At 55.3% G+C, this 13,741-nt stretch carries 14 protein-coding genes; 6 read left to right on the forward strand and 8 right to left on the reverse strand.

Translation table 11 applies throughout. The features are described 5' to 3' along the window. Window positions 1-65: 65 nt before the first annotated feature. The 4 genes from ACTNB1_RS01625 (at window position 66) to ACTNB1_RS01640 (ending at window position 5,427) form a co-directional block, all read left to right on the forward strand. Complete coding sequence (locus ACTNB1_RS01625; protein ID WP_441167531.1) at window positions 66-1,175, forward strand: ABC transporter ATP-binding protein; 1,110 nt, start codon at window positions 66-68, stop codon at window positions 1,173-1,175. Beyond that, window positions 1,172-2,830 carry an ABC transporter permease gene (locus ACTNB1_RS01630; RefSeq protein WP_441167532.1) on the forward strand — a complete coding sequence of 553 codons (1,659 nt, stop codon included), beginning with the start codon at window positions 1,172-1,174 and terminating at the stop codon, window positions 2,828-2,830. Before ACTNB1_RS01625 ends, ACTNB1_RS01630 begins: the two co-directional genes overlap by 4 nt. Window positions 2,831-2,947: 117 nt before the next feature. After that, a complete protein-coding gene (locus ACTNB1_RS01635) occupies window positions 2,948-4,678 on the forward strand; it encodes a cache domain-containing sensor histidine kinase (protein WP_441167533.1) in 1,731 nt (576 codons plus the stop codon). Continuing rightward, window positions 4,672-5,427 carry a response regulator transcription factor gene (locus tag ACTNB1_RS01640; protein ID WP_441167534.1) on the forward strand — a complete coding sequence of 252 codons (756 nt, stop codon included), beginning with the start codon at window positions 4,672-4,674 and terminating at the stop codon, window positions 5,425-5,427. Before ACTNB1_RS01635 ends, ACTNB1_RS01640 begins: the two co-directional genes overlap by 7 nt. Before the next feature lie 64 nt (window positions 5,428-5,491). On the opposite strand, the gene ACTNB1_RS01645 is transcribed toward ACTNB1_RS01640, so the two are convergent. From ACTNB1_RS01645 to ACTNB1_RS01655, 3 genes are all read right to left on the reverse strand, one after another. Continuing rightward, window positions 5,492-6,700: an RtcB family protein gene (locus tag ACTNB1_RS01645; protein ID WP_441167535.1), complete on the reverse strand. Its 1,209-nt coding sequence runs from the start codon at window positions 6,698-6,700 to the stop codon at window positions 5,492-5,494. A gap of 198 nt (window positions 6,701-6,898) precedes the next feature. Then, window positions 6,899-7,741, reverse strand: a complete 843-nt coding sequence (locus ACTNB1_RS01650) for an aldo/keto reductase (protein ID WP_441167536.1) — start codon at window positions 7,739-7,741, stop codon at window positions 6,899-6,901. After that, entirely contained in the window at window positions 7,738-8,286 is a 549-nt protein-coding gene (locus ACTNB1_RS01655) for a flavodoxin (protein WP_441167537.1), read from the reverse strand. The genes ACTNB1_RS01650 and ACTNB1_RS01655 overlap by 4 nt, the downstream gene beginning before the upstream one ends. A 102-nt stretch (window positions 8,287-8,388) precedes the next feature. Between ACTNB1_RS01655 and ACTNB1_RS01660 the strand changes: the two genes are divergently transcribed. Next, window positions 8,389-9,291, forward strand: coding sequence for a LysR family transcriptional regulator (locus tag ACTNB1_RS01660; protein WP_441167538.1), 903 nt, complete (start codon window positions 8,389-8,391; stop codon window positions 9,289-9,291). 46 nt (window positions 9,292-9,337) lie between these two features. Here ACTNB1_RS01660 and ACTNB1_RS01665 read toward each other — a convergent pair whose 3' ends face one another. The 5 genes from ACTNB1_RS01665 to ACTNB1_RS01685 form a co-directional block, all read right to left on the reverse strand. After that, complete coding sequence (locus tag ACTNB1_RS01665) at window positions 9,338-10,090, reverse strand: carboxymuconolactone decarboxylase family protein (protein WP_441167539.1); 753 nt, start codon at window positions 10,088-10,090, stop codon at window positions 9,338-9,340. 12 nt (window positions 10,091-10,102) lie between these two features. Next, window positions 10,103-10,444 carry a cyclophilin-like fold protein gene (locus ACTNB1_RS01670; RefSeq protein ID WP_441167540.1) on the reverse strand — a complete coding sequence of 114 codons (342 nt, stop codon included), beginning with the start codon at window positions 10,442-10,444 and terminating at the stop codon, window positions 10,103-10,105. Window positions 10,445-10,610: 166 nt separating this feature from the next. Then, entirely contained in the window at window positions 10,611-11,585 is a 975-nt protein-coding gene (locus ACTNB1_RS01675; RefSeq protein WP_441167541.1) for an alpha/beta hydrolase, read from the reverse strand. A 12-nt stretch (window positions 11,586-11,597) separates the two neighbouring features. Next, the gene (locus ACTNB1_RS01680) at window positions 11,598-12,137 is read right to left on the reverse strand and encodes a flavodoxin family protein (RefSeq protein WP_441167542.1); all 540 of its coding nucleotides are present in this window, start codon (window positions 12,135-12,137) and stop codon (window positions 11,598-11,600) included. Next, window positions 12,134-12,715 (reverse strand): sugar O-acetyltransferase, encoded by a 582-nt coding sequence (locus ACTNB1_RS01685; RefSeq protein WP_441167543.1) that lies wholly within the window; start codon window positions 12,713-12,715, stop codon window positions 12,134-12,136. Before ACTNB1_RS01685 ends, ACTNB1_RS01680 begins: the two co-directional genes overlap by 4 nt. 141 nt (window positions 12,716-12,856) lie before the next feature. Between ACTNB1_RS01685 and ACTNB1_RS01690 the strand changes: the two genes are divergently transcribed. After that, window positions 12,857-13,735 carry a LysR family transcriptional regulator gene (locus tag ACTNB1_RS01690; RefSeq protein WP_441167544.1) on the forward strand — a complete coding sequence of 293 codons (879 nt, stop codon included), beginning with the start codon at window positions 12,857-12,859 and terminating at the stop codon, window positions 13,733-13,735. Window positions 13,736-13,741 lie beyond the last annotated feature (6 nt).

Consider the following 13,741-nt stretch of genomic DNA (forward strand, 5'->3'; position numbering starts at 1 on the left):
CCTGCGGTCTTACATCGCAGGCCCCCCTTATTCACAACCGAAGGCAAGAGGAGGGTGAGCCTGTTATGGGTGCCACGATTACGATTGAAAATGCCGTCAAACGGTACGGAAATGATACCATCATCAACGGACTTTCTCTGGAGGTGAAGCCGGGAGAGTTCTTCACACTGCTCGGGCCTTCCGGATGCGGCAAGACTACCTTGCTGCGCATGATCATCGGCTTCAACTCCATTGAAGGCGGGACATTTCGGATCAACGACCGTGTGATTAACGACATCCCCACGAACAAGCGGAATATCGGCATGGTCTTTCAGAACTATGCGGTGTTCCCACATATGTCGGTTTTTGACAACGTGGCCTTTGGCCTGAAAAACCGTAAGATCCCCAAAAACGAGATCCAGGAGCGGGTGGATAGGATCCTGAAGGTGGTCAAGATCGATCATCTGAAGGACCGGATGCCCGCCAAGCTGTCCGGCGGTCAGCAGCAGCGGGTGGCGCTGGCCCGTGCTATCGTCATCGAGCCGGAGGTGTTGCTGATGGACGAGCCTCTCTCCAACCTGGACGCCAAGCTGCGGGTGGAGATGCGCAACGCCATCAAGCGGATCCAGCAGCAGTTCGGCATCACCACCGTCTACGTTACCCACGACCAGGAGGAGGCTCTGGCGGTCTCAGACCGGATCGCCGTCATGAACAACGGTGTGATCCAGCAGATCGACGCGCCTTCCCGCATCTATCAGCGTCCGGTGAATCAGTTTGTCTCCAACTTTATCGGCCTGTCCAACTTCCTGAAGGCCAGGATCAGGATAGAAGGGGAACAGACCTGTCTGTCCTTCCAGGACGAGCCCTCTTATGTGGTTCCTATGTCCAATCTGCGGAAGGATGCGGCGGACGGCATGGAGGTGCTGGTGGCCATCCGCCCGGAGGAGTTTGAGCTGTCTCAGCAGGGGAGCACAGGCATTCCGGCCACCGTGCAGAGCAGTGTATTCCTTGGATCCTCTACCCACTATTTCCTTAAGCTGCAGAGCGGGCAGGAGGTAGAGGCCGTGCAGAACTCTGATATGTGGGAGATCATACCCAATGGCACCCAGGTCCGGCTGACAGCCAAGGCGAAGAAGATCAACGTATTTACGCCGGATGGAAACGAGCCTTTGGTGGTACGGGAGGAATTGCTATGAGGTATGCGGGAGAGAAGCGGTTCAATATCTGGACCGTACTGACCCTGATCCTCCTGGCGCTGTTCCTGCTCTTCGTGATCTATCCCATCGGGATGCTGCTGACCAAGAGCCTGTTTACCGGCGGATCAGTGGATCTGAGCTATTTTGTAAAATTCTTTACCAAGAAGTATTATTGGAGTACCTTGGTGAACAGCTTTAAGGTGACCATTGCGTCCACCGCGGTGGCCGTGCTCATCGGCCTGCCTATGGCTTATTTGCTCCGGAGCATCAAAATCCCCTTTTCCGGACTGCTGAATATCCTGATCGTTATCTCCTACCTGTCACCCCCCTTTATCGGCGCCTACTCCTGGATTCAGCTGCTGGGCCGCAACGGCTTCATCACCCGGATCCTGAACGCCATTTTCCATGTGGAGCTGAAGGGCATCTACGGTTTTCCTGGGATCGTTCTGGTATTTTCCCTGCAGTCTTTCCCACTGATCTACATGTATGTTTCCGGCGCGCTGAAGAATCTGGACAACTCCCTGAATGAGGCGGCAGAGAGTTTGGGCTGCAATGCCTTCCAGCGTGTGACCAAGGTGATCTTCCCTCTGGTAATGCCCTCTCTGCTGGCGGGTATGCTGCTGGTGTTCATGCGGGTGTTCTCCGACTTCGGTACACCTATGATCATCGGCGAGGGCTATAAGACCTTCCCCGTCATGCTCTATACCCAGTTTATGGGCGAGGTAGGCACCAACGATGGCTTTGCGGCCACCATGTGTATCATCGTTATCATCATCGCCCTGATGTTCTTCTTCCTCCAGAAGATTCTGGGCCGCCGGTTCACCTATTCCATGACCGCCCTCAAGCCCATGGAGATGCGCCGGGCCACAGGCTGGCGCAAGGTGGCATCCTATGCGGTGGTCTACATCATCACCTTCGTGGCCGCGCTGCCCCAGCTGACTGTAATCGTAACCTCTTTTATCGGAACCATAAACGGCTCTTTGTTTACCGGGGAATTCACCCTGGACAACTACCGGAACATCTTTGAAAAGGCGAACACCAGCGCCATCACCAACACCTACCTCTTCGGCCTGGAGGCCATTGTGGTGGTGGTGATCTGTGGTATCCTGATCTCCTACCTCAGTGTGCGCAAGCACAGCCCGCTGACCTCCGTGCTGGACGTACTCACGATGTTCCCATATATCATTCCCGGCTCCGTCCTGGGTATCTCGTTCCTGTATGCCTTCAACGGACCGCCCTTCCTGCTGGGTGGTACCGCGATCATCATAGTCGTATCCCTCTCCATCCGGCGGATGCCCTACACCATCCGCTCCAGTACGGCTATCATCGGTCAGATCAGTCCCAGCATCGAGGAGGCGGCTATCAGCCTGGGAGCTTCCCAGGTCAAGACATTTCTTCAGATCACCATCCCCATGATGCTGCCCGGTGTGCTGTCGGGGGCTATCATGAGCTGGATTACCCTGATCAGCGAGCTGAGCTCGTCGGTGATCCTCTACACCAGCCGCACCATGACCCTGACTGTGGCCATTTACTCCGAAGTTATCCGCAGCAACTTCGGAAATGCTGCGGCCTATTCCACCATCCTGACCCTGACCTCTATCCTCTCCCTGCTGATCTTCTTCAAGGTCTCGGGCAGCAAGGATCTGAGCGTCTAAAAGCGGGAAACGGCGCACTCCCCGAGGGTGCGCCGTTTTTATTACCGAGGGTGAAAAAATCCAGCGGACATGATACAATAAAACAAACGACAGTGCTGGGACGGGGGAGAGGGCAGAGTGCGCAGAGTGAAATTTCAGGATCTGCTCCGCAGGTCTTTTATGGGCTATATCAGCATCATGATCGTAGCTGTCCTGATCCTGATGGCAGGCGGGATGGCGATTAACTTTGCCACGGTGGTGGTAGGCGGCTGCCGGGAGAGCAACCAGAGCCTTGCCGGACATCTGAGTGCTCAGTATGCTGCTTATGAGACCGGCCTAGAGGAGCTGTCCAACCGGCCGGAGATCCAAAACGCGCTGCTGGACAGAAGCGGAGCCAGCCGTACGGCGGCCAACCAGCAGCTGTACCAATTTGTCAATGCCCAGGAGTTCAAGGCTTATTTTGTGTTGCTGGACGAGATAGGGGAGCCGGTCTGTTCCAACTTCAATGAGCGGAATCAGGAGAGCTTTACCGACGCAGCTCTCATTTCCGGGATGCGGGAACGGCTGGACAAATCTCCGGGAGAGCCCCTGTGCTTTATCTGCGACGTGCCGCTGACCAGCGAGCAGATGTGCAGCTACTCCTTCTGCCGGAGCATCCAGGGAGAAGACGGTAGAAGGATCGGGTATCTGTTTTTCAATCTGCGGGCGGAATCCTTCCACAGACAATTCCGGGCGGTACCCCAGGAGGTGCTTCTCACTGACCGGTACGACAATATCGTCTATACCACTATGGACCTGGAGGATGACCCGGAGGATAAGCTGCCTCCCGGCAAATACGCCCTGGGGATGAGCAGCAACGGGATCCAGGAGATCAGCGGCGAGTACTACTATATTGCAACCTCCACCGTTACGCCTCAGGGACTGCGGCTGTATACGCTCACCTCTCTGGCAGTCCATATCCAGGCTCTGTGGTACGGAGTGTTCCTGTTCTTCCTTCTGCTGCTGATCCTGGCGGCGATGGTGGTACTGATGACTCGGGCATTTGCCCGTCAGAATGCCCGGGAGCTGGGAGAACTGACCCGGGCGGTGGAGGAATTGGACAAGAGCAGTGAACTCTATGAGCTGTCTCCCCAATGTTCGGAGGAATCCCAGCGGCTTTATACGCAGTTCCGGCGTATTACCCTCCACCTGCGGGAACTGATTCGATACAACAGTGAGCTGCAGGACCGGCGGCGTCAGATGGAGATCAAGCAGCTGGAGGAGCAGTTCAACCCCCATTTTGTGTTCAATGTGATGGAAATGGTACGCTATCAGATCCCGGAGGACCCGGAGGCCGCTTCAGAGATGCTGATGTCCTTTGCCAACCTGATGCGGTACAGCATCAATTACGGCCACACCAAGGTATCTTTGGAGACCGACGTGGAGTACGTCAACGATTACCTGCTGCTGCAGAAGGTGCGGTACAACAATTGCCTGCGCTATGAATTTATTATCCCGGATCAGCTGCTGGAGTGCCAGGTGCCCAAGCTCCTGCTCCAGCCTGTGATTGAAAACAGCATCAAGCACGGCTATCAGCAGGGGAAGATTCTGGAGATCGTGGTACAGGTGGAGCGGATAGGCGATGATCTGCGCTTTGTGGTGCGGGACAACGGCAAGGGGATCGATGCAGACCGCCTGGCCGCCATCCGGGAGAGCTTTACCATGGAACTCAACAGCGAGTACATTAAGCATATCGGGCTGTACAATATCCAGAAGGTGGTAGAGCTGATGTACGGTCCGGACTACGGCCTTACCATAGAGAGCACGCCGGGCCAGGGAACCACGGTGACCCTGACCATGCCCTATGAAGTGGAGATGGAAGCATGCTGAAGGTCTTATTGGTGGAAGATGAAAACCTGATCCGGCGGGGGCTGCAGTTCCAGATGGACTGGACGGAGGTAGGCTGTGTGGTGGCGGGAGACGCAGCCACCGGGAAAGAGGGGCTGGAGCAGATCCGGGCGCTCAGGCCGGATATCGTGATCACAGATATCCGCATGCCGGACATGGACGGTTTGGAGATGCTGGCGGCTGGCAGGCGGGAATGCGAGTTTGAGTCCATCATCATTACGGGCTACAGTGAGTTTGAGTACGCCAAGCAGGCCATTCACCTGGGAGTATCGGAATATCTGCTCAAACCGGTGGACCTCAACGAGCTGAAGGCCTGTCTCCAGCAGATCGCCCGCCGCCGGCAGGAGGGAAAGGCGATGGACACGCCCCAGATCGAACTGGCACCTGATCTGGACCCGGCGGCCATGGGCAACAAGTATGCCGCTGCCATGCTCCAGTACATCCAGGAACACTATGCTGAGCGGATCTCTCTGACCGATCTGAGCCAGGAACTGAACATCTCCTGCACCCACCTGAACGCCAAATTCAAGGCAGAGACCGGCTATACCTTCCATGACTTCTTGAACTACTATCGGATCAGTAAGGCGGTGGAGCTTCAGAAGCGGGGGACTTACAAGATGTATGAGATTGCGGAGCTGGTTGGCTTTTCCGACTATAAGTATTTCAATAAAGTTTATAAGCGGTATGTGGGCTACGCACCCAACAAGATTTTCCCCGGCCGAAAGATATGAAAAAACCGCCCGTTTGCAGTGCTGCAAACGGGCGGTTTTTGTACATGTCAGGATGGAGACTGGCTCAATCCTCGTCTCCGGCTTTGAAATTATAGATGGGCCGGATAATTTTCACCACTTCTGCCGTAGGACCGATGTTATCCAGAATATCCTGCATACCCTTGTAGGCCATGGGACACTCGTCCAAGGTAGCCTTGCTCACCGAGGTGGTATAGATCTCTGACATCTGCTTTTTAAACTCAGACACCGTAAAGGACTGCTTGGCATCAGCCCGGCTCATCAGGCGGCCCGCTCCGTGGGGAGCAGAGTAGTTCCAATCTTCATTTCCCTTGCCCACGCAGAGCAGGCTGCCGTCCCGCATATTGATGGGAATCAGCAGCTGTTCGCCTGCCCGGGCAGAGACGGCTCCCTTCCTCAGAATCATGCTGTCTGTATCGATATAGTTGTGGATGGTGGTAAACTGTTCCTCCACATGGAGCTTCATGCCTTTGACGATCTCGTCCATCATGGCCTGACGGTTCAGCATGGCAAATTGCTGGACAATCTTCATGTCGTGGATATACTGTTCGAACAGTTCTCCAGACACATAGGCAAGAGTCTTGGGGATACTGGTCTGCTTGAGATTTTTCAGTTTCTTCAGCGCTTTCTGAATTTCCTTCTCCCGGCCTTCCGCTTTCATCTGGGCGACCAGAGCCTGGAGCGAGGCATCGTCGGTGCGGTTGAGCACCTTGTAGCCTGCCTCCTGATAATAGCTGGCTACCTCCACGCCTAGGTGGCGGCTGCCGGAATGGACCACGATATAGAGATTACCTTCGTCATCCTTATCCGCTTCGATAAAATGATTGCCGCCGCCCAGCGTACCGATACTTTTCTCTGCGCGTGGAAGGTCAACATGGCGGGCACAGCACAGCTGGCCCAGATCGATTTGGCTCAGGTACTTATGGGCTTTGTCCCGAATGGAGAAGCCGGAGGGGATCTTTTCATAGATCAGCTTGTCCAGCTTCTGCAATTCCAGACGGGATTCCCGGATGCGGATGGTCTCCATACCGCATCCAATATCTACGCCCACCAGATTGGGCACCACCTTGTCGGTGATGGTCATGGTGGTGCCGATGGTGCAGCCTGCTCCGGCATGGATGTCGGGCATCAGCCGAATACGGCTGCCCGCTGCAAATTCCTGGTTGCACAGCTCCTGCACCTGTGCAATGGAGGCGCTGTCCACCACGTCGGTAAAAATCTTAGCCTGATTAAATTTTCCTTCGATCTCGATCATAAATTCCTTTCTGCCTGTCAGCGTTAGGGATGATATTGGGGAAAAATGTGGGGCATTTATTATACCACAGCCGGTAAGCAGTCAGGTAGCCTTTTACTTGAAGAATCGAGAACCTTTATAAAACTTTATAAAAGACATGTGGATATGCAGAGGGCGGAAACCGCCGACGCGGCTTCCGCCCTCTGGCTCAATATGGTCTTACTTTGCCAGGGTCATGAACCATTCCACGGTATCGGGGTCATAGTGGGAGAAGAACGCACTTTCGGCGGTGTCCAGAGCGGAGATGGCTGCCATGTCCGCATCAGTCAGTTCGAAGTCAAAGATATTGAAGTTCTCCTCCATGCGTTCTACGTGGGTGGACTTGGGAATGACCACTACACCATTCTGGATCAGAAAGCGCAGTGCGGTCTGGGCTACAGATTTGCCGTATTTTGCGCCAATCTCCCGGAGCACAGGATTGGCGAACATACCATTTCTGCCCTCGGCAAAGGGTCCCCAGGACTCAATCTGGGTCCCATATCGACTCAGTACCTTTTGGGCGGTCTTCTGCTGCTGGAACACATGGGTTTCCACCTGATTCACCGCGGGAACGATTTGGCAGAAGTTTGCCAGGTCAATAAAGCGATCCGGATAGAAATTGCTCACTCCGATAGCTCTGGCTTTACCGGCCCGATAGGCCGCCTCCATGGCTCGATAGGTGCCGTAGTAGTCACCGAAAGGTTGGTGGATGAGCAGCAAGTCCACATAGTCGGTCTGCAAGGCCTTCAGCGAGGCGTCGATGGAAGCTGCGGCTTTTTCCTCTCCGGCGTTAGTGATCCATACCTTGGTGGTGAGGAACAACTCGTCCCGGGGCAGGCCGCTTTTCCGCCATGCTGCACCAACGCCTGCCTCATTGCCATAAGCCTGGGCTGTGTCAATAGAGCGATAACCTACCCGGATGGCGTCGGACACACAGCGCTCCGTTTCGGCGGCATTTACCTGGTACACACCATAGCCCAACTGAGGCATTTTTACTCCGTTGTTCAGTGTTACGTTGTTCATACCCATTCCTCCTGTTCTGATGTGCAAATTGTTTTTCCGTTGCTGCCCAGCCAGGCCCGCAGGACGTTTTCCGATTGTCCCGCCCGGGCGCCCACAATTGCGAGGCCCGGCTTGACCACTGCTCTCGGACACAGACGACGAATGTCCTCTTCGCTGCGGCCCAGACCGCTGCCCTCGTGGGTACAGAAGGGAAGGATTGTCTTCCCGGTAAAATCCAACCCCTCCAGGAAGGTAAATACCGCCATGGGCATGGTGCCCCAGTAATTGGGGTATCCCAGGTAAACGGTATCGCAGTCCTCCCAATGTTCCGGCCATGCAGTCAGCTCCGGCCGGGCATTTCGGCGCTGGTCTTCCTGCGCCTGGGCGATACAGGTGTTGTAATCTTTGGCGTAGGGCTTGGCAGGCAGAATGTGAAACAGCTCTCCGCATGTAAACTTTTGTATCATGCTGGCGACAACCTGAGTGTTGCCGATTTCTAGGCTTTTTAGCGCGCCGCTTACATAGTTTTCATCGGCTCTTGAAAAATAAGCAATGAGAATTGCCATAGTTAATCCCTCCTTGGGTTCTTATTTTAACAGCCCATTCATTGACTGGGAATCTCAGATCTGTTAGCATAGTATTAATAAATAGTTTATAGGAGGGAGAGCATGCTCAATCCATTTCTGATGACCTTCCTAACAGTTGCTGACTGTGGAAGCTTTACCAAAGCCTCCAAACAGCTGTATATCTCTCCCACAGCGGTGATGAAGCAGATTGACGCGCTGGAATCCCATTTGGAGCTAAAGCTGCTGGAGCGCACGCCCCAGGGGGTGCATCTTACACCGGCGGGAGAAGTGATCCGGAGGGACGGCAAATTTCTGTCCGATTATGTGCAGCGGTCCCTGGCTAACGCCCGGGCCGCCTCTGAGGCTGCGGATACCACCTTCTGCGTGGGTACTTCACTTTTAAATCCGGCCAAGCCCTTTATGGACCTGTGGTACCTGGTAAGCCGGGAATTCCCCGGCTATAAACTGCATTTGGTCCCCTTTGAGGATGAGCATCGGGGCATTTTGCGGGAGATTGGCCAGCTGGGGGAGAAGTTTGATTTTCTGGTGGGTGTTTGCAATTCTCGTGCCTGGCTGGATCAGTGCCGGATGCTGCCTCTGGGAATGTATCGAGCAATGGTGGCAGTCAGGCGGGAGCATCCTTTGGCCGGTAAGGAGCGGCTGGAAGTTGCCGATCTGTATGGCCAGACGCTGATGATGGTAAAGGAGGGGGATTCAGGGCTCAACGACCAACTGCGAGCGGATTTGCGCGCCAAACATCCGCAGATTCGGTTGGAGGACACGCCGTACTTTTATGACATGTCCGTTTTCAACCGCTGTGCGGAGACGGGAAACCTGCTGCTGACCCTGGAGTGTTGGCAGGATGTCCACCCAGGGCTGGTTTCCATCCCGGTGAATTGGGACTACGCCATTCCATACGGCCTGCTCTATGCGCTGGATCCCCCTTCCGATGTAGAGCGGTTTGTTCAGGCTGTAAAGCGTGTATGTTTGACGGGAGAAAAATAAAGCAGCCCCATCTGTTACACAGATGGGGCTGCTTTTTCACAGTTGCTTAGTTCAGCTTACCGTACACATCGTCGGTAACAGCTTCCAGCCACTGGTTGGAACAGTTCACGCCAGGGACCTCCAAAGCCAGGTGGGAGAACCAACTGTCCGGGGCGGCACCGTGCCAGTGCTTCACGCCGGTGGGAATGTTGACCACATCGCCGGGATGCAGTTCCCGGGGCTCCTGACCCCACTCCTGATAGTAGCCTCTGCCGGCCACGCAGATCAGCATCTGGCCACCGCCCTGGTCGGCGTGATGGATGTGCCAATTGTTGCGGCAGCCGGGCTCGAAGGTGACATTGTATACCCCAACCTGATCGGTAGAGAGAGGGTACAGATAGCTCTGACCTATAAAGTACTGTGCAAAACCGTCGTTGGGCGACCCGATAGGGAAGACCATCTCCTGTTGATGACGGGTCTTACTGTCCTCGGCGGCGTCCTCAGCCCAGACTTCCTTGGCCATGCGGAAGGCTGCCCAGGCCTTGGGCCAGCCGGCGTAAAAGGCTGCATGGGTCAGGATCTCCGCGATCTCCTGCCGGGTGATACCGTTCTGCTTAGCGGTGCTCAAATGGTACTGAAAGGAGCTATCCACCAGCCCCTGCGCCATCAGGGCCACTACTGTGACCAGAGAGCGGTCCCGCAGGGACAGCTTGTCCTCCCGGCTCCATACCTGGCCGAACAAAACATCGTCATTCAGTTCTGCAAATTTGGGAGCAAATTCACCCAGAGCATCTCTGCCTGCTGTTTGCTTCACTGCCATATGAAATACCTCCTATGCGAGAGAAAATGTGACCTGGACAGTGCCGTTGCCCAGCTTTGCTTTCAGGTCGGTAGGGTCATCGATCTTGGCAAGCCGGGTAAAGTTCCAGGAATTTGTACCGTAGTAGATGGTGATCTGAGTGCCTTGATAAAGAATCACGTCACCGGGCTCCGTGGTGATCTGCTGATCGTTCCGGGTCAGGGTAGTACCCAGGGAACCCACCTTTTCAAAGCCGCCGTAGTCGGCCATCTCAACAGTTACCGGGCCCTGTGCCAGCAATTCTCGGAATTCATCGGCTGAGCTGTTGTCCGCAAAAGTAGCGGTCAGCTCGTAGTCTCCTACCGTGATTTTCAATGTGGCTTCCTCCTGACTGGGTGTGGCCGGTTGTTCTGATACTGCCGCTTGAGGCGTGGGAGTAGTGGGAACTGACGGAGCATCACCGGTGCCACAGGCAGAGAGACCCAGGAGAGTAAGGAGCATACAGAGTAGTCTCAAAGTGATCCCTCCTCCCGAAGAATGTTTACTTCAAATGGTCCTGGAAGAACTGCTGGATCTTGTCGAAGGGGATAATATCCTTCCGGTCATAAAGGTCGGTGTGAACAGCACCGGGGAGGATCAGCAGCTCCTTATTGGCGGCGTAGGGGCTGTCCTTCACCATATCGGCGTAGGCGTCCTTACTGAAGTAGCAGGAGTGGGCCTTCTCACCGTGGATCATCAGCACAGCACTGCGGATCTCGCTGCTGTAGCGCAGGATGGGCATGTTAAGGAAGGACAGGGAGGAGGTGGTGTTCCACCCGTCATTGGAATTGAGGGACCGCTCGGTATAGCCGCGATCGGTCTTGTAGTAGTCATAGTAATCCTTTACAAAGAAGGGGGCGTCCTCGGGCAGCGGGTCCACTACGCCGCCCGCCCGGGCATAGCTTCCGTTTTTGTAGTCTTCTGTCCGCTGGGCATTGAGCGCTTTTTTCGTCTCATACCGGGCATCAGCGCTGTCGGCTGCGTCAAAGTAGCCTTTGGCGTTCACCCGGGTCATGTCGTACATGGTAGAGGTGACGGTGGCTTTGATACGGGTATCCATAGCGGCGGCGTTCAGGGCCATACCACCCCAGCCACAGATGCCCAGGATACCGACCCGCTCCGGGTCCACAAAGTCTCTGGTGGAGAGAAAGTCCACCGCGGCGGAAAAATCCTCGGTATTGATGTCGGGAGAAGCTACATTCCGAACCTCACCGCCGCTTTCACCGATAAAGGAAGGGTCAAAAGCCAGCGCTGCAAAGCCTCGGCTGGCCAGTTCTTCTGCGTACAAGCCGGCACACTGCTCCTTCACCGCGCCGAAGGGACCAGCCACCGCCACAGCGGCCAGCGTATCTGTCATCTCCTTGGGCAGATACAGGTCTCCTGCCAGTTCGATGCCGTAACGATTGTGGAAGCGGACCTTCTCTCTCCGAACCGTGTCCCGCAGGAGAAAGGAGTAGCCGTTATATCTGGAATTCATGCGTTATCCTCCTTACACATTTTGGCCCATTTCATAGGCCTTCCGCAGCGCGGGGTGTCCCTGAATCTCTCCCACGGAGGTCACACCTCCGGCAAACACCGTTCCGGCCAGCCGGGCCTTTTCAAAGCAGTCGATCCAGCCCTGCAGGCCAGTGATGGCACCGTCCACCGTGTGTTCCTCTTCCTCCGCAGCCGCAGACAGCAGATAAATCTCCCGGAACTGGTAATCGGAGGGAAACAGGGGATTGGCCCGGTCCAGCATAGTCTTCATCTGGCCGCACATCCCGTAGTAATAGATGGGGGTGGCAAAGACAATGACGTCGGCCGTCAGCATGCTTTGGGCGATGGCGTCGGCATCGTCATGGATGACGCAGCGCAGCGTGCGCTGGCAGGCGAGACACCCCTTACAAAATCCGATGGTCTTATCATACAGCGTGATCTTCTCCACACTGTTTCCAGCCTCCCGGGCGCCGCGGACAAACTCATCTGCCAGCAGGTCGGAGTTGCCGCCCTTCCGGGGGCTTGTGGAGATCACCAAAACCTTTTTGCTCATTGCAGTTCCTCCTCGCTTAAGGCGCGCATGACCCTGGCAGGTACACCGCCCACAATGGTGTTTTCCGGCACGTCCCTGGTCACCACAGCACCGGCCGCCACGATGGCGCCGTCGCCAATGGTTACACCGGGCAGGATCGTGGCGTTGGAGCCGATCCAGACGTTTTTGCCGATATGGATGGGGGAAGGGATCATGCTGCTCCGGTCCTTGGGAGACATGGCATGATTGAGGGTGGCCAGTACCACGTTGTGTCCGATGAGGGCACCGTCTTCAATGAAAATGCCGCCCTGGTCCTGAAACTTGCAGCCCATATTGATGAAGACGTGTTTTCCCACATGGATGTTTTTGCCGCAGTCGGTATAGAAGGGGGGGAACAGTCCGAAGGACTCGTCCACCGGCCTCCCGATCAGCTCCGAAAAGAGGGCCCGCAGCTCCTCCGGCATGTGGTAGCTGCCGTTTATTTCAGCTGTGATGCGCAGGGCTTCCTGACTGACGCCATGCATGAACAAATGGGCCTCGCCGCCGCCCTGCACCAGCTTTCCGCTGTTTAAATGTTCCAGAAATCCGTTTAAATCCATACAATACTCCCGATTCTAAAGTTTCTGCTTCTATTGTAGCACCTCCAAAAACAGACAACAAATGCCTATATAGAATATCTTACTATGCTTGAAAACTATAGTTATTCTGTGCTATCATCAGACAAAACGGAGGTGGGCAATATGGAATTGAGAGTGCTGCAATATTTTCTGGCGGTAGCGCGGGAGCAGAATATTTCTGCCGCTGCCCAGTCTCTGCACCTGACCCAGCCAACGCTCTCCCGGCAGCTCCGGGAGCTGGAGGAGGAGCTGGGCAAACAGCTGATGATCCGCGGAAGTCGGAAGATCACTCTCACTCAGGATGGCATGCTGCTGCGGAAACGAGCGGAGGAGATCCTGGAACTGGTTGGCCGGACGGAGAAAGAGATCATGCAGTCAGACGAGACGGTCAGCGGGGATATCTATATCGGTACTGGCGAGACCGACGGCGTGCGGCAGATCGCTCAGGTTGCCAACCGGCTCCAGATGAGCTGCCCAGGCATCCGTTTCCATATCGTCAGCGGCGACGCTGTGGATGTGTGCGAACGTCTGGACAAGGGACTTCTGGACTTCGGTATTCTCCTGGGCGATATGGATAAGACGAAATATCATTATATGGAGCTGCCCATGAAGGACACCTGGGGTGTTCTGATGCGGCGGGACAGCCCTTTGGCCCAGCAGGAGGCTATTTCACCCCAGGACCTGTGGGACAAGCCGCTGATCCTCTCCCGGCAGGTGGATAACAAGAGCGGTCTGTATCGCTGGCTTCGGAAGGAACCCGCGGAGCTCCATACCGTGGCTACCTACAATTTGATCTATAACGCCTCGTTGATGGTAGACGAGGGGATGGGCTATGCCTTTACCCTGAATAAACTGGTGAATACCACCGGCAGCAATCTCTGCTTCCGGCCTCTGCAGCCGGGGCTGGAGCTGGGGATGTATCTGGTATGGAAAAAGTCTCAGATATTTTCCAAGGCGGCGGAGCTCTTTTTGGAGCAGCTGCGGGAGCACCTTGCCCTTTGATGGTAC

Source organism: Flavonifractor sp. HCP28S3_F3, assembly GCF_052065355.1.
In the GTDB taxonomy this organism is placed as follows: Bacteria; Bacillota; Clostridia; order Oscillospirales; family Oscillospiraceae; genus Flavonifractor.